We start from the raw sequence: 22,489 nt of genomic DNA on the forward strand, positions 1-22,489 counted from the left end.
GTCAAATGCTCACGAGCGGATGGAAGAGCGTCAGCATGGTTGACGTGCACGGAAAGGTAACCTTCACCCTCTGGCTCTGCGGGTGTAACTTAAGGTGCCCCTTCTGCCACAACTGGCGCATAGCTGAGGGCCTGGACTGCTTCCCCCTCGATGGGGAGAAGCTCTTGGATGAACTAGAGTCCAGCAAGTCCCTGATTGATTACTTCCACATAACGGGCGGGGAACCACTGATGCAGTGGAGGGAGCTGGGAGCTCTTTTAGCGGAAGTAAAGATCCTTGGCGTGCCGGTGAGCCTGAACACAAACCTGACCATTGTTAACCCGCTGGAGAGACTTTTGAAGGCAGATCTCGTTGATCACATAGCGACTGACATCAAGGCACCCCCGGTCGCTCTCTACGGCCTTCCAGAGAAAGCAAGCGAAGGGCTCTGGAGGCTGTTCCTTAAAGGGCTCAAGACGGTCTCAGAGTACGGCCTCCAGCTTGAACTCAGGATTCCGGTTGCGAAGGGTTTCGATGCCTGGCCGTGGGTAGAGGAGGCGCTCAGAGGCATTGACACTGACTTTTACATCGTCCTGAACCCCCTCGTCGGAAAACCGCTGACGAATCCGAGGGACGAGATCTGGTGCTCAAACCACTGCTGGCCCTCGGAGGAAGTGGAAGCTTTGAGGGAGAAGCTCGAGGGACTTGGCGTTGAAGTCTATACAAATCACCTTGCCGAAGGCCCTGCCCGGCAAACTGGGGTCCCCTGAACATTCATGGGGTTCACCGGGACTGACCGAAAAGTTTATAAATAGTCCAAAAGAAGGATAGCGTGGAGACACAAATTGTAGCTAAAACTCACCCTCCAACAAAGGAGAAAAAGAAAGGAGGTGGAGGGGTATGGCCCAGCTCGCAGGTCAGCCGGTTGTTATTCTGCCTGAGGGGACTCAGAGGTACGTTGGTAGGGACGCCCAGAGACTGAACATCCTGGCTGCGAGAATAATAGCCGAAACCGTCAGAACCACCCTCGGCCCCAAGGGAATGGACAAAATGCTCGTCGACAGCCTTGGGGATGTTGTTGTCACCAACGACGGTGCAACCATACTCGACGAGATGGACATCCAGCACCCTGCCGCGAAGATGATGGTTGAGGTTGCCAAGACCCAGGACAAGGAGGCGGGCGATGGAACTACCACTGCTGTCGTCATCGCCGGTGAACTCCTCAGGAAGGCTGAGGAGTTACTCGACCAGAACATTCACCCAAGCATCATCGTCAAAGGTTACGTCCTCGCAGCAGAGAAAGCCCAAGAAATACTCGAAAACATAGCCAGGGACGTTAACGTTGACGACGTCGAGACCCTCAAGAAGGCAGCGATCACTTCAATCACCGGTAAGGCCGCCGAGGAGGAGAGGGACTACCTTGCCCAAATCGCCGTCGAGGCCGTTAGACAGGTCGCCGAGAAGATCGACGGAAGGTACGTCGTCGACCTCGACAACATCAAGTTCGAGAAGAAGGAGGGTGGATCAGTCAAAGACACCCAGCTCATCAAGGGTGTTGTCGTCGACAAGGAGGTCGTCCACCCGGGCATGCCCAAGAGGGTCGAGAACGCTAAGATAGCACTCATCAACGAGGCCCTTGAAGTCAAGGAGACCGAAACAGACGCCGAGATCAGGATCACCAGCCCCGAGCAGCTCCAGGCCTTCCTCGAGCAGGAGGAGAGGATGCTCAGAGAAATGGTCGAGAAGATCAGGGAGGTTGGAGCCAACGTCGTCTTCGTCCAGAAGGGTATTGACGACTTAGCCCAGCACTACCTTGCCAAATACGGCATAATGGCAGTCAGGAGGGTCAAGAAGAGCGACATGGAGAAGCTGGCCAAGGCTACTGGAGCTAAAATCGTCACCAACGTTCGCGATCTAACTCCGGAGGACCTCGGCCACGCTGACCTCGTCGAGCAGAGGAAAGTTGCTGGAGAGAACATGGTCTTCGTCGAAGGCTGCAAGAACCCGAAGGCTGTAACAATCCTCATCCGCGGTGGCACAGAACACGTAGTTGATGAAGTCGAGAGGGCCCTCGAGGATGCCGTCAAGGTCGTCAAGGACATCGTCGAGGACGGCAAGATCGTCGCTGCCGGCGGTGCCCCGGAGATTGAGCTGGCCATCAGGCTCGACGAGTACGCCAAGGCCGTTGGCGGCAAGGAGCAGCTCGCCATTGAGGCCTTCGCCGAAGCCCTCAAGATAATCCCGAGGACCCTCGCTGAGAACGCCGGTCTCGACCCGATCGAGACCCTCGTTAAGGTCATCGCCGCCCACAAGGAGAAGGGCCCGACCATCGGTGTCGACGTCTTCGAGGGAGAGCCTGCTGACATGCTGGAGCGCGGCGTCATCGCTCCGCTCCGCGTTCCGAAACAGGCCATCAAGAGCGCCAGCGAGGCAGCAATAATGATCCTCCGCATAGACGACGTCATCGCCGCCAGCAAGCTCGACAAGAACAAGGACAAGGAAGGCGGCAAGGGCGAAAGCGAGGACTTCAGCAGCGACCTCGACTGAAGCCCTGACTTTTTAACCTTTCCTATTCTTCTGCTGTTTGCCCCTATCTAAGGTCAAGTCCTTTCTTGGAAGCAGATGGCCTTTTAAAGTTTTAAGCCAACCTTAATGTGGTGACGTTATGGAGGAGATTGAGGCCGTTTATGAGGATGGGGTCTTCAAACCCCTCAAAAAACCGCAGCTCCACAACCATGAGAGGGTTGTCATAGTGGTCAAGGAGGGGGTTATAACTAAAAAGTTCCTCCAGAAGCTTGAAAACCTCAGCGAGGCCCTTCCCAAGTTTGAAAACCCCTCCAGATTAATCGAGGAGGACAGAAGATTATAGTCCTAGATGCCAACATACTCATAGATGCCCTCTTCGAAGGGAATCCCAAAAGAAGGAAGTTGGCACTGGATTTTTTTCAAGTTAGCAGAGGGCAAGCCCGTGTATGTTCCTCGGATCTTTATAATCGAAGTGCTGTCCGTGGCAAGGAGACTCGGCGTGAGAATAGATTACCGAACGTTGGTGGGATTAATCGAAGACTTCAACATAAAAAGTGAGAACGAACTTTTTAACCTTGCTGTTTACGTCTCAGAGAACGTCCACCCTCGTGCGGTGGATGCATACTATATAGCAACTGCCATACTTACCAGGAGCATCCTCGTTTCAAACGACAGGATAATGATTAAAAACAGCAGAGATGCCGGTATTGAGGCGTATTATCTCCTCGAAGAGTTTGATAAGTTAAGAGAAACCCTAAACGGCACCTGAAAAGACCCAAATCCCGAAAACGGCGGTTTACCTGTGACATCTCTCACCCGACAACTTTTATATCCCCTCCCCTACTTCCCCCGGTGAACGAGATGAGGGTTATAGGCGTTGACCCTGGCACGAAGAGCTTCGACGTCATAGGGCTTGAAGACGGAAGGGTAAAGCTTGACTTGAGTTTCCCGAGCGAAGTTGTGGCGGAAGAGCCGGGGAAAATCGTGAAAGAGATAGAGAAGTTCAGCGCTGACCTCATAATCGGCCCCTCGGGCTATGGAGTTCCCCTAAAGCACATAAGCGAGCTGACTGAAAGAGACCGCTTCGAGATGACCCTCGTCAGGGAGGATGAGCTGAGGGAGATACCCGTCCTCATCGGCCTCCAGAAGATGGTATCGGAGATGGCAGAAAAAGGCATGAACGTCTGGTTCATACCAGGCGTCATTCACCTCCCAACCGTCCCAGAGTGGAGGAAGTACAACAAGATAGACATGGGGACAGCGGACAAGATGGCCATAACCGTCCTCGGGATCCACGACCAGGCGGGGAGGCTCGGAATAGGCTATGGAGACGTCTCCTTCGTCCTCCTCGAGGTCGGCTTTGGATACAACTACGCCGGAGCGGTCAAGGGCGGGAAGATAGTGGATGGAATAGGCGGGACTGTTTTTCCCGGCCCGGCTTATGTCAACAGCGGCGCCCTCGACGGGGAGCTCGCCTACCTCCTCGGGAGGGTCAGGAAGTGGCACCTGTTCTGGGGCGGTGCAACTGTTATAGCGGCCAATAAAATCCTCCAGCCTGAGGAGTTCGCCAGGAGGCTGGATGAGGAGCCCTTCGCCAGGGCATGGGAGGCCATGAAGGACGGCTTTCTAAAAGCGGTTGCGAGCGAGCTGGCGGTCGTGAAGGATGCAAAGGAGATAATCCTCTCCGGAAGGCTCATGCGCATAGACGGGCTCAGAAAGGACGTTGAGGAACTCTTTGAGGAGCACTTTGGTCTTCCGGTGGTGAAGCTGAGGGGCCTCGAGGGCATGGCAAAGGAGGCCGCCCAGGGGAGCGCGATAATAGCGGACGGCCTCGCCGGCGGGGAGTTTAAGGGGCTAGTCGAGCACGTTGAGATCAAGAAGAGCCGCGGTAGCGTTCTCGACTACGTTAAGTTCCCTCTGGAGGTTTAATCCCCCAGAGCTTTTCTATTTCCTCCTCCAGCCTCTTCAGCCTCCTCTTGAAGCGCCTGACCTGGGCGTTGGCGAGGTTCACGACCTTTCCTATGTATTCCCCGCTCACCCACAGTTCACCGTTCTCACCGAGCGGGACGTCCATCCTCTCGGTGGAGCGTATCTCAACGACCAGCTTCTTATGGCTCACGCTCTTGATGTTGCTGTACTTGAAGCCGAGGCCCACCGCGAGGTTGAGAAGCTTTACCGCGTCTTCCATGGTCTTAGCCGCGACGTGGAGGATCGGGCTCCTCACAAGGAACCACAGCTGGCCGGAGCGGTGCTTTTCGATTGCTTCAAGGACTTCCTCAACCGTTACTTCCCTGTGCCACTTGCCGAGCCAGACCGAGTTAACCTTGTCGCCGAAGTGAGGCATCTCCATGAGGGAGATCCTTCCGGAGCATGAGCTCGTGGTGAAGTAGTTATCGAGGGCGTTGATCTTATCAAGGAGGGGGATTATATCGTGGTCCACCTTATCCTCGGCCAGAGCTTTCCTGAGGCCTTCCATCGCCTTTTCCTTCTGCTCTTCGAAGTTTTTCGTGTAGAGGAAGTCCATGTTACCACTTCCCACATCAGTCCAGCCAACCTTTTAAAGAGCTTTTCGATTGATGAGCAGGTGGTGACATGGGCATTAAAATGAGCTGGGAGGAGTTCGCGAGAAGCATGGGCGTTGAGCCGCAGAGGCTCGAGAACAGGGAGGCGAGACTGCTGAAGGAGTTTGTGATGGATCTGGAGTTCCCGACCCACTGCCCGGGTTGCCAGGGGCTTGATTTGAGCAATCCCAACCCGGTTCATCACCCGAGCTATGAGCTTACTCCGGCGTGCAACCACGACTGCATCTTCTGCTATTCCAACGTTGCCGTAAAGCTCGGGAAGGCCCCAAGGCCCGGCTACTACGGCTGGGACAACCCGAAGGCCATAACCGTCTCCCAGTACGGCGAGCCTTTGATGAGCCCGCGCATAGTTGAGGTCAACAAGATGCTCCGCGAGCGCTTTCCGAACGCGAGGCTCGATTTGCAGACCAACGGCTCCCTCCTAACGGAAGAGCTCTGGGAAAAGCTCGATTTTGATCTCGTGATGATAAGCCTCGACGCGGCCAGCAGGGAGAAGCATCTAAGGATTACGAACGCTGACACGTTTGACGCAGTGATAAACGCCCTGAAAATAGTCGGAAGCGACAAAAGTGTCCGCTCAGTTGTTAGAACCATCTTCATGCCGGGCATAAACGACGAGGACATACCGAGGATAGCAGAGCTTGCCGCCTCCCTTGGAATAGACGAGATGATGCTCCAGCCCCTAACGATCCACGAGCTCAACGTTGAAAGGCTCAAGAAAGCCGGCCTCGACTTTGAGAGGGCCGAGAGTGTGAGGGAGTTTCTAAAGACAGCTATGGAGGCCAAAAAGCACATCGATGTGAGAATAAGCGGTTGCCAGCTGGCAATCTACAGGACACTCGACCCCATCACGCTCTTCAGTGCGAGAAGAGTAGCCAGGGACGTTGTTCCCATCGTGAAGAGGGAGAGAAAACTCCTCGAGCCGTAAAAACCTGGCAGTAATATTTTAAAGGCGGTTCCCCTTTCCTCCGACATGCTCAAGTGCTCGCTCTGCGTTCACGACGAGAGGACGGCGAAGATAGAGGTAATCGACGGAAGGCCAGTATGCAAGGAATGCCTGATTTACCTAAAGCACCCCATGGACAGGGAAGCCGTCAGGCGGGAACTGGAAGAGGTTATGGAGAACGTTGAGAGGGCAATCGTCGCCTACTCCGGGGGAAAGGACAGCACGGTGGCACTCTACCTTGCAAAGGAGGTCTACAAAGTTCCGGAGCTTGAAGCTGTGATAGTGGATCACGGCCTCATGGCGGAAAAAGCTATAGAGAACGCCCGCAGGGTTTCTGAGGCCCTTAAAGTTCCATTTACGCTCCTCCGCTACGACTACTCCGACATCTTCCGGAAGGCGCTCCTCAAGGGCCAGAGCCCCTGCAGGGATTGCTCAAGTCGAACCATGGAAAAGCTCAGGAAGTACGCGCTGAGAAACGGCTACCGCTACATCATAACGGGCCATGAGCTCCCCTTCGGCCACCACCCCTACAGGAAAATGGCCGGGGGAATAGTCCAGATAAGGCTCCTCTCAATGATGACCGAGGAAGAGCGCTTCGAGATACTCAAAAAGCTCCCCTTTGACTTCCCGGAGCTTCCCGGTTACACAACAAACTGCCTGGTTCTCGGACCGGCGCTGCAGCTCTACTGGGAGAGGCACGGCCACAGCTTCGAGCAGAGGAGGATAGCGGCTTTAGTGAGATACGGGCTCATGAGCAGGGAAAGGGGCGAGAAAGAGCTTGAAAAACCCGAGGTGCCGGAGTGGCAGTGGGAGCTGGTCAGAAGGAAGCTCGGCTTAGACTCTCCCTGACCGCCCTTAAAGCGGCCTCCAAAACCTTCTCGGGGGTTTCTTTAAAGCCCCCTCCCCTGGCAAGAACTTCACTGCCACCTCCGCCTCCGCCGGTTTCTCTCAGAACCTGTTTGAGGAGCTCATTCATGGATATCCCCCTGACTTCCCTGTTCTTCGCGAAGATGGCGTAGTTCTCCCCGATGATTAAGGCTATAGTGTTCGGGTTCTTGTCGACGAGATAGACCGCAAAGGCCTCTGCGTCCTTCAGAGGGGAGCCCTCCAGGTGAGCAACGACCTTAACACCGCCGACGTCTTCCGCGGCCTTGAGAAGTGCCCTCCCTTTCCACTCCCAGAGCTCCTTCCGGAGGGAGCCCTTCTCGGCTTCAAGCCTCTCAATTTCTCCCTTCAGTTCCCTGACCCTCTCAACGAGCGGGCGGTTCTTGTTGGGCATCTCCTCTAAGCTGGCCCAGTAATCCTGAAGCACCCCGTTGAGATACTTAAGGGCCCTGTTACCGCAGGCAAACTCTATCCTCCAGAGGTTCCTGGACTTCTGGTAGAAACGGAGAACCTTGATGAGGCCAACTTCAGAGGTGCTCCTAACGTGGGTTCCCCCGCAGGGCGTGACGTCAACGTCCCCTATTTTCACTATCCTTACCCTGTCCGTCACCTTTGTAACGTGCTTCCGCAGTATTGCCGCGATGTCCTCCGGGAGGTACCTGTACTCCTCCACCTCAACGGGGAGGCCCCTGGAGACTATTTCATTGGCCTCGACTTCGGCTCTCTCAACCATCCCCCAGTCGATCTCGCCGTCCACCTCTATCTTGTTGTAGCCCTCGAATATCTGAAAGCCCGTCGTTTCAAGGCCGTAGAGCCTCTTGAGAACCGCCGACAGAATGTGCTGGCCGGTGTGGTTCCTCATGTTCTCGTATCTCCACTCCCAGTCGAGGAGCATTCTAATGCTGTCACCCGGCTCCGGGAGTTTTCCCTCGAGAGTTCCCTCGTGCCACACGTCCCCGGCTTCCCTAACGTGCTCAACCCTTATTTTGAAGCCATCTCCCTCTATAAACCCCCTGTCGGACGGCTGGCCGCCGCCTTCGGGATAGAATATCGTCCCCTCAAGCCTGAGCGCCACGCGACCGTTTCCTAAGTCTTTAACCTCAACCACCCTGGCGGTGGTCTCCTTGAGGTATGGGTCGGAATAGAACAGTTTTTCAACCAACTGCATCACCCACTGGAAACGGGAAGCTGAAAATAAAAAAATTTGTCCTCAAGAACCCTGACTCCTCGCCTCGATGAGGGCTTTAACCCTCTTCAGCCTGAAGAAGTTCTCGCGCTCAATCTCGTCAAGCCTCTGCTTGATGAACTTAACGGTCGCCTCCATGCGCGGGATTATGATGTACTCAAGCGCGTTAACGCGCCTTTTGGTGGTTTCAATTTCCTTAGCAAGCCTCTTGAGGGTCTCCTCAACCTCAGCGAGCCTTACCGCGAGGTCAAGAACTTCCTCGAACTTTTCAGCGACTAAATCAACAGAGGGGCCAGTTGAAACGAAGGAGTAGCCCCTCTCCTGGACGTTCCTCCTGAAGGACTCGGCCTCGATCAGTGGAACCGAAACGCCCATAACGTTCCTCTGCTTTATCTCTATTTCACGGTTTGGCTTAACCGAGAGCGCCGCCTCCTTCAGCCTGAGGGTTCCGACCTCCAGCTGGGCATTCAGAAGGGCCTCGAAAGCGGCTTCCATCTCCTTGCTGAGCTCTTCACGGAGTCTCAGTGCCTCGTCGTAGACCGTGAAGAACTCCATTACGAGGGCGTCCTGCTTGTCCTTGAGGAGCTCGTGGCCTTTCGTGGCTAAAGTAATGCGCCTTTTCAGGTTAAGGAGCTCCATCCTCGTTGGCTTCACGTTGAGCAGTTCTGGCATTTCGACCACCTAAAAATTTTGAAGGGGCTAAGCCCCCTTCCTGTACTTCGGGTGGTACTTGAGGATGTACTCACTCCTGATGCGCTTGAGCTCGCTCTCAGGAAGCTCGGCAAGGAGCTCCCAGCCGAGGTCGAGGGTCTCGAAGATGCTCCTGTCCTCGTCGTAGCGCTGGGCAACGAACTCGCGCTCAAACCTGTCGGCGAACTTGAGGTACTTCCTGTCGGTCTCGCTCAGGGCCTCCTCGCCGACGACTGCCACGAGGTCCCTCAGTGACCTTCCTTCTGCGTAAGCCGCGTAGAGCTGCTGGCTGAGCTGCGGGTGATCCTCCCTGGTCATTCCCTTACCGATACCGTCCTTCATCAGACGGCTCAGCGAGGGCAGAACGTCTATTGGCGGGTAGATACCCTTCCTGTGGAGGTCCCTGCTGAGGACTATCTGGCCCTCCGTAATGTAACCGGTGAGGTCTGGAATCGGGTGGGTGATGTCATCGTCGGGCATCGTCAGGATGGGCACCTGCGTGATCGAACCTTTCCTACCCCTGACGCGGCCGGCCCTCTCGTATATTGTGGCCAGGTCAGTGTACATGTAGCCAGGGTAACCGCGCCTTCCCGGGACTTCCTCCCTGGCCGCTGAAATCTCACGTAAAGCCTCAGCGTAGTTGGTCATGTCCGTGAGGATAACCAGAACCTGCATGTCGTAGTCAAAGGCGAGGTACTCCGCAACGGTCAGAGCCATACGGGGTGTGATGATCCTCTCGATGGCCGGGTCGTCCGCCAAGTTGAGGAACAGGACGGCCCTCTCTATCGCTCCGGTCTCCTCCAGGCTCTTCTTGAAGAAGTTGGCCTCTTCGTAGGTGATACCCATTGCCGCGAAGACGACGGCGAAGCTCTCTTCATCACTGAGAACCTTTGCCTGTCTGGCTATCTGTGCGGCCAGCATGTTGTGGGGCAATCCCGAGCCGCTGAAGATGGGCAGCTTCTGGCCACGGATGAGGGTGTTCATCCCGTCTATGGCCGAAACACCCGTCTGGATGAAGTCCCTTGGGTAGGCACGGGCGACGGGGTTGAGTGGAGCGCCGTGAACGTCGCGCCTGTCCTCGGGGATTATTTCAGGCCCGCCGTCAATTGGCTTGCCTATACCGCTGAAGACCCTTCCGAGCATGTCCATTGAAACGGGAACCTTGAGGGTCTCGCCTGTGAAGCGGACGCGCGTGCTCCTGACGTCCAAATCGCGCGTCCCCTCGAAGACCTGGACGATGGCCATGTCCTCCCTTGCCTCAAGGACCTGTCCCTTCCTCTTATCCCCGCTCTCGGTCTCTACCTCGACGACCTCACCGTAAGCCACGCCTCTGACGCCTTTAGCGATCATGAGCGGCCCGTAAATCTTGCTAACGGTTGAGTACTCCATCCCCGGCATCGGCATCACGCCCCGTACTTCTTAAAAAGCTCCCCAAACTGCTGGTTGGTTTCTTCAATGAGGGCCCTGACCTTCTCAACATCGGGCTCGTACTTCATGCGGCCTATCTTCTCCCTGACCGGGAGCTTGGCTATCTCGTCAACGGGAACGCCCCTGTCGACGGCTTCCATGGTCTTCTCGTAAAAGTTGAGGATGACGCGCATCATGGTGACCTGCTTCTTCGGCGAGCAGTAGGTGTCGACCTCATCAAAGGCATCCTGCTGGAGATAGTCCTCACGGAGCATCCTGGTTACGAGGAGTGTAGCCTTCTCCCTGTCGGGCAGGGCATCCGGACCGACGATCCTAACGATTTCCTGAAGTTCGGCCTCCTTCTGCAGGAGGGCCATCGCTGTATCGCGCATCTTCCTCCACTCTGGATCAACGTTCCTGTGCCACCAGTCCTGTATCGAGTCAACGTAGAGAGAGTAGCTCCTCAGCCAGTTGATTGCCGGGAAGTGCCTCCTTCTGGCCAAGTCAGCGTCGAGCGCCCAGAAGACCTTCACAACGCGCAGGGTGTTCTGCACAACCGGCTCGCTGAAGTCACCACCGGGCGGTGAAACGGCACCTATGACTGAAACACTGCCTGTTCTCTCGTCGCTTCCGAGGGTGACAACCCTGCCTGCCCTCTCGTAGAACTCCGCTATCCTGCTCGCGAGGTATGCCGGATAACCCTCCTCACCGGGCATCTCCTCAAGCCTTCCGGAAATCTCACGGAGAGCTTCCGCCCACCTGCTCGTGGAGTCTGCCATCAGGGCGACGTCGTAACCCATGTCCCTGAAGTATTCAGCTATTGTGATTCCAGTGTAGATCGAAGCCTCACGCGCGGCTACAGGCATGTTCGAAGTGTTGGCTATCAACACTGTTCTCTCCATGAGCGGCTTTCCTGTCTTGGGGTCTTTGAGCTTCGGGAACTCCTCAAGGACGTCGGTCATCTCGTTTCCTCTTTCACCACAGCCGATGTAGACGACCACCTGGGCGTCGCTCCACTTAGCCAACTGGTGCTGGGTAACGGTCTTTCCTGAGCCGAAGGGGCCCGGAATGGCCGCGGTTCCACCCTTTGCCTGGCCGAAGAAGGTGTCGATGGTTCTTTGCCCCGTGATGAGAGGAACCTCAGGCGGGAGCTTGTTCTTGTAGGGCCTTTTGACACGGACAGGCCAGCGGTGGTACATCCTGAGCTCCTCTATACTTCCGTCGGGCTTCTTGACCTTTGCTATGACTTCTTCAATTGTGTAGTCGCCTTCCTCTGCTATCTCGACTATTTCCCCCTCAACCCACGGGGGAACGAGGATCCTGTGCTCGATGATGCTTGTCTCCGGAACAACACCGAGGATGTCGCCGCCGACAACTTTATCGCCGACCTTGACCTTAGGCGTGAAGTGCCACTTCTTGTCCCTCGGCAAGGCCGGGGCCGTGAGACCCCTCGCTATGAAGTCACCGCTGAGCTCCCTGAGAACCTCAAGCGGCCTCTGAATACCGTCGTACATCGAGGTGAGCAATCCTGGACCAAGTTCAACGCTGAGCGAGGAACCGGTTCCCTCGACGGATTCGCCAGGCTTTACGCCTGCGGTCTCCTCGTAGACCTGGATTACCGCTTTGTCCCCCTCAAGGCGGATGATTTCCCCTATGAGACCCATCTCACCGACGCGAACGACCTCGTACATCTTGGCCCCTTTCATCTCATCAGCAACGACGAGTGGTCCGGTTACGCGAGTTATCCTCCCCATTTCCCTTCACCTCTTCAGCTCAACACCGATTGCCTTCCTAACGATTTCCTTAATCTGGGCCTCACCAAACCTCGAACCGGACTTGTCCGGTATCTGAAGGATGATCGGAAACTTTACTTCTGGAATGCCCACGGCACGGGCGAGTGTTTCGGTAATGAGCACGAGCCCAATATCCTCCCTTTGAAGGAGCTCTCTAAGCTTGTTCCTTGCCCTTTCATAATCCATGGAGGTTGAGCGAAAAGAATAGACCTCGTGAACCCCTGCGAGCTTGAAGCCTATTGCAGTGTCTGGGTCACCAAGGACGGCTATTTTCATGCCTCCTCCCCTCCTATCCTGGCCTTGATTTTCTCGGGGGGTATCCCATCGCCTATCAGCTTCGCGAGTGTCCTGAGCTTCCGAACTTCCTTTTCCTTCTCAAGAATATAGACTATCGGCGTGGCAACGCTTAGTGGATAGAACCTCACAAGTTCACGCATTCTTGAGATCAGGTAATCGTTGAGGGCGTTTTCAGCAATTCCGATATTCTTACTGATTTTCTCTCTCACGTCCCTGAGAACGCGGCCGTACCTGGTGGAGTCGAGCTCAGCCAGGGCCATTTCAAGATTATCAACGTTGAGCACGCTTTCCAGCTTGACCTTTCCACCGGGTATGAGGTGCTCCCTGACTGCCTCCGCTGGAAGACCTGCTTTCTTGGCCCTGAGAACCGTAACTATATTCCTTATGTCAATCTTCGTCCTTACGAACTCCTCGAGGATTATCTTTTCTTCATCCTTTCTCGACAGTGCGTAGTCGAGGAGCTTCCTGTAGTACGTCTTGTAAACGAGAGTTTCAAACCCCCTCAGGTCAAGTTCACCAAGGAGAAGCTTCTGGTAGTATTCACCGTACGGAGTACCCTCGAGAATCACCAGGATTTCCTCCATCGTCTTGGCCTCAGCCATTGCTTTAATCTTTGGAACCATGAGGCCAATCTCGATTACGTAGTCCGAGACCACTTCACCCATGTACTTGGCCTTGATGACGTTGGATATGTTCCTAACGTCCCACTCCTCAAGCAGGACTCTGAAAAAGCCCGAAACCCTCTTCGGAAGTATTTCCTCCATCAGGAGGTAAGCCGATGCCAGGGCTCTTTCAAGGGCCTTCTCTATCTCCGCAGGATCGTCAAGGGATACTGCAGCTAAATGGGACACGTAGTCAGTGTCTTCAAGATTGGCGACGAAATTCTGAAGTGTTCTGCTTTCAGCCAGTTCGTTGATCCTCTGATCGGTGAGGAGTTTGGCCTCCATGGCGTTTATTCGGGCATTTGGATAGGCGTAGGGGGTATACCTGTAAAGTATTTTCCCTGTCTTCCAGATCAGCCACGTGAACACAACCCCCAGAGTTGTGTCAAGTATCGCTGTTACGGTTGAATCCAGTGGCATTTCGATCACCCGAAGAGGGCTTTAGCTATCTCTGCCCTGAGCTCGCTCTCCATTCTCTCTATCCTGCTCTCAAAGGTGTTGTCAACCCTAATCTTACCCACTGGATCGCTAACCACTATACCCCCAATGGTATTCAATGGCTCCCCGAGGATAACCCGGGCGCCTATTTTGCTGCTGAACTCGTTGAGCCTGCCGGAGATAAGCTCCAGAGTCCTCCCGTTTGAGGAAACCATCACCTCTTGAAGGCCCAGTTCCTCCACGCCCTCCCGGGCAAGCTTCACCAGCGTCTCGAAGTATTCCTCATCCGGGAGGGATGAGAGCCTCTCCCTGAGGGCAGACAAAACCTCCCTTATGAGCTCTTCTTGAACAGCCAGCTTCTTCTTTCTAACTTCAAGCTTGGCGTTCGCTATTATCCTCTGCTTCTCTATCTCCGCTTGGGTTCGGGCCTTCCTGAGTATCCACTCGGCCTGAACCTCTGCCCTTTTTCTGGCTTCCTCTTTGATCTTCTCGGCCTCCCCTCTGGCTTCGTTGAGTATGTACTGAACTTTCTGCTCCGCCGCCCTCTGGATCTCCTGGATTATGAGTTCTGCACCCTCCATGGCAATCCCCCGTCGGATTAATGGAAAAAGACAGGGTTCAGAGGCCGACGCCGGTGGCTATCATGATGATTGCACCGACGAGACCGAAGATGGCCATTGTCTCGGCCATAGCGGCGAAGATGATGCCCTGGGTGAAGGTCTTCGGGTTCTTGGCGACGGCGCCAATACCGGCTCCAGCGATTATACCCTGAGGAATTGCCGAAAAGCCAGTAAGGCCGACGGTAAGACCTGCACCGAAGAGTATGGCGCTCTTGACGAGGTTGTCTATGTTGTTCGGGTCAGCGAACCTAAAGCCACCGCCAATGATCCCGGCGCTCATGAGTATCAGGAAGAGGGTGATGAGGCCATATATACTCTGGGTCATTGGCAGGCCTTCCAGTATCAGCGCGTTCCTGAAGTTCTTTTCGTCCTCCGCAACCGCTCCGGCTGCTGCTGCGCCGGCAATTCCAACACCGAAGGCTGAAGCGGCTCCGGCAAGACCCGCCGCAAGGGCCGCTCCAAGGGATACGTAAACTATCGGATCCATCCTTCAGCACCTCCATCTTTTCATGCGTTTTCAACTTTAAGCGTTACCTCAGACACCTCCCTCCTGGACTTAAAGGGCTCGAAAGGCTTCCCATCCCCGGAGTAGAAGGTGCCAAAGAACTCCACGTAGTGAAGGCGGAGAGAGTGAACAAAGGCTCCAAGGACGTTGATTGCCGCGGAGAATATATGCCCCCCAAAGAACAAAATCACGCCGATTATCGGACCTATGTAGAGGAACTTGACTCCCCAGATCATCTGAACCAGGACGTTGATGACCATCGCTATTCCACCGGTTGCAAGGGCAAGGGCCATTAGACGAGCATAACTGAGCCAGGATCCCACGAAACCAAAGAAGTTTGAGATTATCAGCAGAGCGGCTAAGCCACCGTTGTTAATTATTGTACCAATGGCGAAGAGCGTTAAGCCAGCTCCGAAGAGAACCTTGGCGGAGCTAACGAAGGCCGGGACGTTCTTCCCTGTTGCAAACAGAGCTATTGCCAGTATTATGAGTATCCATGAAAGCTGGTCGAGAAGGGCCCCCTTCCTGTCGCCGTTCTTCCACTTGACAACAAAGCCTATAGTATAGCCCAGGAACAGGTGGGCGAGACCAACGGCCAAGGCAATTATGAGGACGAACATCGGATCTGTGAGGGGGTCGGTGATGCGCCACATCTGGAAGTTTGGATTCCCTGTGAGGGCCGCACCCACTATGTCCAGCGCGTTCCCGAAGAAGCTGCCGAAGAGGGCACCAAGGACTACAGTGAAGAACGAGCTCCAGAGGAGCGTGTAGGAGAACTTGTATGTTCCGTCGTTGAATTTCCTGTGCCCTTTGACCAGTAGTGCGGCGATTATTCCAACGATGAGGCCGTAGAGGAAGTCCGTGAGCATGAAGCCGAAGAAGAAGGAGTAGGTAAACGCTAGTATCGGCGTCGGATCTATCTCGTTGTACTTCGGAAGACCGTACATCTGGGTGAGCATCTCAAAGGGTCTGGCCCAGCCAGGATTCTTGAGCTTTATCGGGATCTTGTCGAGTTCTTCCTCGCCCGGCTTCTTGAAGGATATGTAAACCTTGCCCTCGGTTATCCGCTTTACACCCTCCTCCAACTTGCTTGCTTCCTCCTCCGGAACCCACCCGGTCAGGGCAAGGGTCATGTCGGTCCTGGCAAGCATGCCCAGGACGTTGGCCTTGTTGCGCTCGTTCTCCATGAGCTCAAGGTAGAACTTCACGTCTTCGTAGTACTTCTCCGCTATCTCCTCGATCTCTTTACGGGCCCTCTTAAGCTCCTCCTCCTTTTTAGCCAGTTGCTGGGCGTAGCTGGACAAGAGCTCCCTGGGAGTTCCCCTTTCCTCAGGGACCTCAATCCTCTCGAAGGAGTGCTTAGCCAGAACCGGGTTGACCTTGTCGTAGTCCCTTGAAAGGAAGACAACTGCCGCGACAACGCTGTCCTTGAGGCTCTTGGAAACTATCACCACCCTGCCATCAGTGGACCTCTTGAGCTCTTCCTCAAGGGCCGGGAATTTTGCCCTCTCAACTGTTCCCACGAGGACGGTAACGATTCCGGAGTGTCTAAGATAAGAGGAGTCCAGATCAAAAGAGGCCAGAAGCTCAAGGGTCTCGATGCTGGACTTTATCCTCTCGATCTCCGAGTTTATGGAGTTTATCCTGGCTTCGGCGGCCTTAACGATAGGTTCAACCACATTAAGGAACGCCTCGGTGTCCTTTATGAGCGCCTCAATGCCTCTGTAGGAGTATTTTCTCTTCTTCGGCTCAGGCGGAAAGATGAACTCCTTCAGGCTACCTCCCCTCTTCGGGAGGTGTGCCCCGAGGAATTCGGCCATCCTGGATATAGTTATCGCGTAGGAAGCCGCCTGCCGGTAGAACTCGTTGGGAGCATCCCTTTGAACTATCCCGACGTCTATTTCGCTGATTTCGAGAACACCGGCCTCGTGAAGGTAGGTAAGCAACCTATCCCTGTACCGCTCAAGTGTTATGAGCTCGACCTTTAGCATTGAAGCCGGCCGGAACATGCTCAACTCCCTCTCACGAGTTCTATGACGGCGGAGACAGCCCTCTCAAAATTCTGGGTTGCTTTGATCTTCATGTCCTCGATCTCTCTATCCCCTTCGGCGAGGATCCTCTTGGCCTCCTCCTCCCCTTCCCTCCTGGCGTTTTCAATCAGTTCCTCCCCTTCCTTACGGGCAGACTCAAGGATTTTTTCCTCAATGGCCCTGGCTTCTGCCTTTGCGTCTTCAACGATCTTCTTGGCCTCACCCTTCGCGGCCTCAATCCTCGCCTCTGCTTCCTTTTCCGCGTCGACAATGCGCTTGATGATCTCCTCCATGATCGGCCCCCCATGAGGTTGAAAACCGGTTCTCAGCTTCCGCTTTGGCTAAGCTAATTATCTTTAAATAGTTTGTGGTCTAAGGGAAGTGAAACAAAAACGGCTTCAAAAACAGAGGCGGTGGTAAAAGATGAAAGACCTTGACGTGATCGGAATTGGCAATTTAAACTACGACATAATAATGCTAGTAGACCACTTTCCTGAATTTCACGAGAAGGTCAACGCTGAGAAGGCCTTCTTTGGCCTTGGAGGAGCGGCCGGGAACACAATAACCTGGCTAGCCCACATGGGTCTGAGGACGGGCTTCATCGGCGCCGTTGGGAACGATGAGATGGGAGAGGCCCATCTGAGATATTTCAAGAGCATAGGGGTCGATACCGGGGGAATAAAGATCGTGGACGCCCCATCTGGAATTGCAGTTGTCATAATCCACGGGGAGGACAAGAGAATCGTTAAATACCCTGGGGCTAACGAGAAGAGGGAGATCAACTTTGACTACCTGAGGAAGGCCAGACACATTCACCTCTCGTCCAACCCCGAGCGAATAATAGTCGAGGCCGTCAACTTCGCGAGCGAGAACGGAATAACGGTCTCACTCGACATCGGGGAAGCCAGAATACCAGCCGGCGTGGAGGAGAAGATCGACTACCTACTGATGAACGAGGACGAATACAGGCGGAAGTTCGGCTCCCTTGATCCACGCCTCTGCAAAGCGAAGAACCTCATTATAACCCTTAACGGGGGCGGGGCGCTTATTCGAACTGCCGACGGAGAGGTAGAGGAGATAAGGGGACTGAGCGCCAAGGTAGTGGATTCCACGGGAGCAGGGGATGCTTTCGATGCAGGGGTAGTTTACGGGAGCCTGAGGGGCTGGTCGCTGAGGGACTCGGCGAAGCTGGGTATGTTGCTTGCATACCTGACGGTGCAAAAGGTAGGAGCCAGAAGTGCAGTGATTCCGTTGAGGGATATCGTTGAGACAAGCCGGAGGCTCAACCTTGACCTCCCCTTCAGTCGGAACCCTTAAAAATTCAGAGCCTAAAAGGTTTAGAGAGGCTTAACAAGTGTGGAGGTGATCCCGTGGAAATTGTCATCGACAACTTTAAGCCAAAGGTCACGAGGCCTTTCAAGAGGAAAAACGAATACTGGATAAAGCTCCTCCTCCCCGAAGGGGAAGAATACATAATGAAGTTCAAGACTCCCCTGGAGGCGGAGGACGCTGTATACGGCATGCTGGATGACCTCCAGGTCTACGGAGGCAAGGTAAAGCTGAAACTCAGGGAAGGAAACGTGATAGAAAAAATAGAAGTCCTCGAACTCCACAAGCCCCCGGCAAAGGACCTCGTTGAGGACTACCTCGGGGGCTGATCACCTTATTTTCTCCACGATCCTCTCAGCCTCGTCAAGTATCCTCTCCTCGTCCAGGGTCAGAACTTCCCTGTCGAGCATAAGGATTCTACCATCCACTATAGTCGTCTCCACGTCGTTCCCGTTGGCGGAGTAGACGAGGTGGCTTATCACGTTGTTTATCGGCCTGAGATGGGGCTGAGAAAAGTTGATTACAGCAATATCTGCCAAATAACCCTCCTTTATCATACCAGCCTTTATTCCAAGGGCCCTTGCCCCGTTGAGCGTCGCCATCCTGAAGACCGTTTTGGCATCCGCCACCGTTGGATCGAGGTTGTGAACCTTGTGGAGGAGCGCCGCTAACTTCATCTCCTCCAGCATGTCGAGGTTGTTGTTGCTGGCTGCCCCATCCGTTCCAAGACCGACGTTTACGCCCGCCTTGAGAAGCTTTTGAAGGGGCATGACGCCGCTGGCGAGCTTCATGTTTGAACCAGGATTGTGGGCGACTGTAACGCCGTGTCTCGCGAGAATCTGGATGTCCCTACCCCCAAGCCAGACGCCGTGGGCCACTATAACGTCGCTTCCGAGGAAACCGATGTCATCGAGGAGAACTACGGGGCTTTTGCCATACCTCTCAGCTATCTGGCCTACCTCGGCCATCGTCTCACTCACGTGGATGGTTATCAACTTTCTGTTCTCACTCGCGAGCCTTCTGACCTCTTTTAGCAGGGCTATTGAGCAGGTGTAGGGGGCGTGGGGGCCAAAGACGAACTGAACCCTCTCGGAGTTCAGTTTTTCTATCTCCCCCATCTCACGAAGCGCTTCATTTATCTCCTTCTCCGTCTTCTCCGGGTCGCCGAGGTCTATCATGCCGTAGGAGAGGTAGCCCCTGAGACCTGCCTCGAGAATCGCTTCAGCCACCCTGTCCATGTGGAAGTACATGTCGAGGAATGTAGTCGTGCCAGTTTTGATCATCTCGAGGGCCCCGAGGTAGGCTCCGACTTTGACGTACTCGGGCGTTAGCTTCGCCTCCCTCGGCCAGATGTGCTTCTCAAGCCACTCCATCAGCGGGAGATCGTCCGCTAAGCCTCTGAAGAGGCCCATGGGGGAGTGGGTGTGGAGGTTAACGAAACCGGGAGAGACCACCCTTCCGGTGGCGTCTATAACCGTGTCGGCGCCCCCATTTATGTTCCTGGCCACCTTCGTTATCCTGTTCTCCTCTATGAGAACATCGGCCTTAACTATTTCAAAGTCCTCGCCGTAGATAACGTGGCCGTTCTTGAGGAGAATGCTCACAAGGATCACCTCTTGAAGAGGTGTGTTTCCGGTGAAAGTTAAAAAGGTTGGGGAGAAGTCCGGGGGAACACAGAGCTTCCACGAGTAGAGGTTGAAGCAGTAGTGGTTCCATAGAGAAATAGCCGTCCCTACAGATATTTGTTGACGTTCAAGGCATGGCCGTATCCCCCAGAACGGTAGGTAAACGACGGCCACTACCCTCCGTAGTGATCTGCTTCAAAGTCAAAAAGCAGAGGAATCCACAAATAGGAAATGTGAAAATCATACGAACATCGTTTCATGGCCTCAAGTTTTTGCAGTAATCATTTTGTACTCAACAACGAGCACGAGTCCGGCCTGCCTTACCGTAATCTTCTTGGGCAGTTTTCCATTGAGCTCCACCTCATACGAGAGAAGCCCACCGGTCTTGGACGTCAGAAGGAGCGTGCTGTTCCTCTTTGTGACATTGAATGAGCCGAGGTTATTCAGTATTAGAGCAAAGGGGTCGAGGATGTTGACGTCGTCAAGGGTAGCGTTCAAAATGAATGTCCCGTTGACCGTTACGACCTTCTGGACGCCGTTTTCAACCCTAATCTCTTGAATCAGTGACCCGTTTACGTAATCCGCCCGAGTGATTTTGTCAGGCCTTGTGAAGTTCACGTAGCTTTCGAAGATTTGATTGCCGAGTTTGATTGTTTCACGAGCCGTGAAAGAGTTAATGGAGCGCCAGTAGGACAGAATACCGTCTATAGAGGTTCCAGCAGAAATACAGCCCGCAGAAAAACCTACAATCAGTGCAACACCAATCAAAACAACTAGTATGCTTTTCATCATCTCCGATTCCCTCCAGAGTCATCAGACGAGTTTCGCCGGTACAGGACAAAAGTTAGCATGGTTAAGAGAGCTAGTGTTAAGCTACCGCCCAACGCAATCGCCTTTGCAATGGAACTCAAAGATATACTGAACACAGAAAACGTACCAATAAGAAGTAATTCATTTTGAATATTATCCCCCATGCACCTACAATTAAACTGGCACTTTAGCTCAACAGCCCACAATATCAAGTTGAGAACTCCAACAAACACAGGAAAATACCGTTCCTGAAGAACTCCATAGGCCAACGCTGTCATTATCCCCAAAATAGAAAATAATGGAGCAAAGAGCTGTTTTAACTCCATGGGGTTCACCTCCCTACGCATTGAGCAGCTTTTGCACAGGAGTAAATTCCCCACACAACAGCGGCACAGTTAAAGCATCCCAAAGCTCCTGTTCCAATACACAGCAAACACCAAAGAGTGCCAAAGATAGACGCACATGCTGGGATGCATGTTACAACTTGCACACATAATGGACATTGAGCAATGGAGGTTTCGAGAGAAGCTAGAGAGAAGAGACAACCCAGTATTGACTCAAGGCAGGAGCCACTAATAGAGACCTGTGAATCCTTAAGTGAATAGCTATTGACTTCCACGATATTCCCATCCTGTAATTTAACAATGCTAACTGAACCGTTGTCCATGTTGTATATCCCTATAAAAGTGCCTTCGTAGTGACTGCTTCTTACGTGTCCAACGAGACCAACGATTTCTCCTTCCTTGTTCACAATTGGAACTTTTAGAACTTCATAGGTTTCCGTGCCGTTGATGGACACATAACGAACACGTGTCTGCCCAAGATCGAAATGTTTGTCCTCAAGAACGGCCGCTATATCGCTCCTGCTCATGCTCTGCAGAAGCGCTGTAGCCATTAGAACCGCAGATGAACTGTGACCTTCGTATACTTTTAGCACCCCCTTAGCAGTTAGGTTAGCTTCGAGATCTCCAAAAGATTGTGCATCGCCAGCAGAACAGGTACGTTTGCTTTCACTTTGAAGTATCCCTACAGAGGCAAGTTCTGCACTTGCCACGACAGAGCTAATAGTCAGACCCAGGATAAGGAACACAACCAGCACGGCCGCGAGCCTCTTCACGTGCATCACCAATATTGATGAAGATAAACTCATATTTAAGTCTTACGCTTTATAGTAGCATTATAACTTTTTCTGGATAAGTCACAAAAGAAATTACTCAAAAAGTATTCAACCAACCACATGCAGGACTGAAGACGTAGAAAAGAAAAACAATTCAAAAAAGTAATTTCGGAAGCTCACACGAACATGCTCTTCAGGACATCCGCACAGCCGCAGTGCCTTTCCTCTGGGATCCTTGGAACGGCCCTCTTGAGCAGCTCCTGGACCTTGTAGTTGTTCTCGGCCATGACCTTGAGAACCTCCTGCGCATCGACCGGCTTCTCGGCCCAGACGTCGTAGTCGGTAACGGTTGCGATGTTTGCGTAGCACATGCCCAGCTCGCGGGCAAGGTTAACCTCCGGAACAAGGGTCATTCCTATGATGTGGGCGAACTGCCTGAACATGAAGCTCTCGGCCCTCGTCGAAAACCTCGGCCCTTCAATGCAGACGTAGGTGCCCTTTTCGTGGACGGGGAAGCCGAGCTCTTTTGCGGTCTCGTAGAAGATTTTCCTCATCTCTGGACAGAAGGGGTCGGCCATGGAAACGTGGGCAACCCTTGGCCCGTTGTAAAAGGTGTAATCCCTCTTTTTCGTGAAGTCGATGAACTGGTCGGTTATGACGATGTCGCCAGGTTTATACTCCTCGCGGAGAGAGCCGACGGCGGTTATCCCTATAACCCGCTCAACGCCCAGTTCCTTAAGCGCCCAGATGTTCGCCCTGTAAGGAACCTCGTGGGGCGGGAACTCGTGGTTCTTCCCATGCCTCGGGATGAAGGCAACCTCAACGCCCCCGATTTCGCCTATTTCAACTGGAGCCGACGGCCTGCCGTATGGGGTGTGGACCTTCACCGTTTTCCTTGGTTCAAAGACCCCGTAGACGCCGGAACCGCCTATGATGCCGATCTTCACCATAGACATCACCCTGTAAAAATATGGCCAGAGTTATTTAAGGGTTGCCTTTCCAGTGGAAATGGGACTCCGAAAATTTAATAACCTTTTGGAACTAAACTTTGGTACGGGTGAG

General features: G+C 53.8%; 25 protein-coding genes. 9 read left to right on the forward strand and 16 right to left on the reverse strand.

Features of this window, described 5'->3' with window-relative positions:
- Nucleotides 1–5: 5 nt before the first annotated feature.
- From ACZ47M_RS00450 to ACZ47M_RS00470, 5 genes are all read left to right on the forward strand, one after another.
- On the forward strand, nucleotides 6–749 hold the full coding sequence (locus tag ACZ47M_RS00450; RefSeq protein ID WP_315341127.1) for an anaerobic ribonucleoside-triphosphate reductase activating protein: 744 nt from the start codon (nucleotides 6–8) through the stop codon (nucleotides 747–749).
- Nucleotides 750–879: 130 nt separating this feature from the next.
- Nucleotides 880–2,526, forward strand: coding sequence for a thermosome subunit beta (thsB, locus tag ACZ47M_RS00455; RefSeq protein ID WP_464883402.1), 1,647 nt, complete (start codon nucleotides 880–882; stop codon nucleotides 2,524–2,526).
- A gap of 118 nt (nucleotides 2,527–2,644) precedes the next feature.
- A complete protein-coding gene (locus tag ACZ47M_RS00460; RefSeq protein ID WP_315343133.1) occupies nucleotides 2,645–2,848 on the forward strand; it encodes an antitoxin family protein in 204 nt (67 codons plus the stop codon).
- Nucleotides 2,849–2,986: 138 nt separating this feature from the next.
- Nucleotides 2,987–3,274 (forward strand): PIN domain-containing protein, encoded by a 288-nt coding sequence (locus ACZ47M_RS00465; RefSeq protein ID WP_315343135.1) that lies wholly within the window; start codon nucleotides 2,987–2,989, stop codon nucleotides 3,272–3,274.
- Nucleotides 3,275–3,366: 92 nt separating this feature from the next.
- The gene (locus tag ACZ47M_RS00470; RefSeq protein WP_315343307.1) at nucleotides 3,367–4,434 is read left to right on the forward strand and encodes a DUF1464 family protein; all 1,068 of its coding nucleotides are present in this window, start codon (nucleotides 3,367–3,369) and stop codon (nucleotides 4,432–4,434) included.
- On the opposite strand, the gene taw3 is transcribed toward ACZ47M_RS00470, so the two are convergent.
- Complete coding sequence (taw3, locus tag ACZ47M_RS00475) at nucleotides 4,412–5,029, reverse strand: tRNA(Phe) 7-((3-amino-3-carboxypropyl)-4-demethylwyosine(37)-N(4))-methyltransferase Taw3 (RefSeq protein ID WP_315343139.1); 618 nt, start codon at nucleotides 5,027–5,029, stop codon at nucleotides 4,412–4,414. The two genes, ACZ47M_RS00470 and taw3, sit on opposite strands and share 23 nt — an antisense overlap.
- 68 nt (nucleotides 5,030–5,097) lie before the next feature.
- Between taw3 and ACZ47M_RS00480 the strand changes: the two genes are divergently transcribed.
- Both ACZ47M_RS00480 and ACZ47M_RS00485 read left to right on the forward strand, forming a co-directional pair.
- Nucleotides 5,098–6,015 (forward strand): radical SAM protein, encoded by a 918-nt coding sequence (locus tag ACZ47M_RS00480; protein ID WP_315343141.1) that lies wholly within the window; start codon nucleotides 5,098–5,100, stop codon nucleotides 6,013–6,015.
- 45 nt (nucleotides 6,016–6,060) lie between these two features.
- Complete coding sequence (locus ACZ47M_RS00485) at nucleotides 6,061–6,882, forward strand: 7-cyano-7-deazaguanine synthase (RefSeq protein WP_315343144.1); 822 nt, start codon at nucleotides 6,061–6,063, stop codon at nucleotides 6,880–6,882.
- On the opposite strand, the gene ACZ47M_RS00490 is transcribed toward ACZ47M_RS00485, so the two are convergent.
- Genes ACZ47M_RS00490 through ACZ47M_RS00535 form a run of 10 tightly spaced genes read right to left on the reverse strand, consistent with a single transcriptional unit; the run spans nucleotide 6,851 to nucleotide 16,839 of the window.
- Nucleotides 6,851–8,080, reverse strand: a complete 1,230-nt coding sequence (locus tag ACZ47M_RS00490) for an alanyl-tRNA editing protein (protein WP_315343310.1) — start codon at nucleotides 8,078–8,080, stop codon at nucleotides 6,851–6,853. The genes ACZ47M_RS00485 and ACZ47M_RS00490 overlap by 32 nt on opposite strands.
- Before the next feature lie 48 nt (nucleotides 8,081–8,128).
- A complete protein-coding gene (locus ACZ47M_RS00495) occupies nucleotides 8,129–8,776 on the reverse strand; it encodes a V-type ATP synthase subunit D (RefSeq protein ID WP_315343146.1) in 648 nt (215 codons plus the stop codon).
- A gap of 27 nt (nucleotides 8,777–8,803) precedes the next feature.
- Nucleotides 8,804–10,192, reverse strand: coding sequence for an ATP synthase subunit B (locus tag ACZ47M_RS00500; protein ID WP_315343149.1), 1,389 nt, complete (start codon nucleotides 10,190–10,192; stop codon nucleotides 8,804–8,806).
- Nucleotides 10,193–10,197: 5 nt separating this feature from the next.
- Nucleotides 10,198–11,955 (reverse strand): ATP synthase subunit A, encoded by a 1,758-nt coding sequence (locus tag ACZ47M_RS00505; RefSeq protein WP_315343151.1) that lies wholly within the window; start codon nucleotides 11,953–11,955, stop codon nucleotides 10,198–10,200.
- A 6-nt stretch (nucleotides 11,956–11,961) separates the two neighbouring features.
- Entirely contained in the window at nucleotides 11,962–12,270 is a 309-nt protein-coding gene (locus tag ACZ47M_RS00510) for a V-type ATP synthase subunit F (RefSeq protein WP_315343152.1), read from the reverse strand.
- Entirely contained in the window at nucleotides 12,267–13,373 is a 1,107-nt protein-coding gene (locus ACZ47M_RS00515; protein ID WP_315343155.1) for a V-type ATP synthase subunit C, read from the reverse strand. The genes ACZ47M_RS00510 and ACZ47M_RS00515 overlap by 4 nt, the downstream gene beginning before the upstream one ends.
- Before the next feature lie 5 nt (nucleotides 13,374–13,378).
- Nucleotides 13,379–13,972: a V-type ATP synthase subunit E gene (locus tag ACZ47M_RS00520; protein ID WP_315343158.1), complete on the reverse strand. Its 594-nt coding sequence runs from the start codon at nucleotides 13,970–13,972 to the stop codon at nucleotides 13,379–13,381.
- A 37-nt stretch (nucleotides 13,973–14,009) separates the two neighbouring features.
- Nucleotides 14,010–14,498: a V-type ATP synthase subunit K gene (locus ACZ47M_RS00525; protein WP_315343160.1), complete on the reverse strand. Its 489-nt coding sequence runs from the start codon at nucleotides 14,496–14,498 to the stop codon at nucleotides 14,010–14,012.
- Nucleotides 14,499–14,518: 20 nt separating this feature from the next.
- Complete coding sequence (locus ACZ47M_RS00530) at nucleotides 14,519–16,525, reverse strand: V-type ATP synthase subunit I (RefSeq protein ID WP_315343162.1); 2,007 nt, start codon at nucleotides 16,523–16,525, stop codon at nucleotides 14,519–14,521.
- Between the two features lie 2 nt (nucleotides 16,526–16,527).
- Nucleotides 16,528–16,839, reverse strand: coding sequence for a V-type ATP synthase subunit H (locus tag ACZ47M_RS00535; RefSeq protein WP_315343163.1), 312 nt, complete (start codon nucleotides 16,837–16,839; stop codon nucleotides 16,528–16,530).
- A 130-nt stretch (nucleotides 16,840–16,969) separates the two neighbouring features.
- On the opposite strand from ACZ47M_RS00535, the gene ACZ47M_RS00540 reads away from it, so the two are divergent.
- Together ACZ47M_RS00540 and ACZ47M_RS00545 are read left to right on the forward strand one after the other, a co-directional pair.
- Entirely contained in the window at nucleotides 16,970–17,863 is an 894-nt protein-coding gene (locus tag ACZ47M_RS00540; protein WP_315343164.1) for an ADP-dependent ribose-1-phosphate kinase, read from the forward strand.
- Between the two features lie 53 nt (nucleotides 17,864–17,916).
- Nucleotides 17,917–18,204, forward strand: a complete 288-nt coding sequence (locus tag ACZ47M_RS00545) for a hypothetical protein (protein WP_315343165.1) — start codon at nucleotides 17,917–17,919, stop codon at nucleotides 18,202–18,204.
- Here the strand turns inward: ACZ47M_RS00545 and ACZ47M_RS00550 are convergent, their stop codons facing one another.
- From ACZ47M_RS00550 to ACZ47M_RS00570, 5 genes are all read right to left on the reverse strand, one after another.
- Nucleotides 18,205–19,479, reverse strand: a complete 1,275-nt coding sequence (locus ACZ47M_RS00550) for an amidohydrolase family protein (RefSeq protein ID WP_315343166.1) — start codon at nucleotides 19,477–19,479, stop codon at nucleotides 18,205–18,207.
- 285 nt (nucleotides 19,480–19,764) lie between these two features.
- Entirely contained in the window at nucleotides 19,765–20,292 is a 528-nt protein-coding gene (locus tag ACZ47M_RS00555) for a LolA family protein (RefSeq protein ID WP_315343167.1), read from the reverse strand.
- Nucleotides 20,289–20,636: a hypothetical protein gene (locus ACZ47M_RS00560; RefSeq protein ID WP_315343169.1), complete on the reverse strand. Its 348-nt coding sequence runs from the start codon at nucleotides 20,634–20,636 to the stop codon at nucleotides 20,289–20,291. Before ACZ47M_RS00560 ends, ACZ47M_RS00555 begins: the two co-directional genes overlap by 4 nt.
- 5 nt (nucleotides 20,637–20,641) lie before the next feature.
- Entirely contained in the window at nucleotides 20,642–21,436 is a 795-nt protein-coding gene (locus ACZ47M_RS00565; protein WP_315343172.1) for a hypothetical protein, read from the reverse strand.
- A gap of 167 nt (nucleotides 21,437–21,603) precedes the next feature.
- The gene (locus tag ACZ47M_RS00570) at nucleotides 21,604–22,377 is read right to left on the reverse strand and encodes an S-methyl-5'-thioadenosine phosphorylase (RefSeq protein WP_315343312.1); all 774 of its coding nucleotides are present in this window, start codon (nucleotides 22,375–22,377) and stop codon (nucleotides 21,604–21,606) included.
- Nucleotides 22,378–22,489: the final 112 nt, after the last annotated feature.

The organism is Thermococcus waiotapuensis (assembly GCF_055384795.1).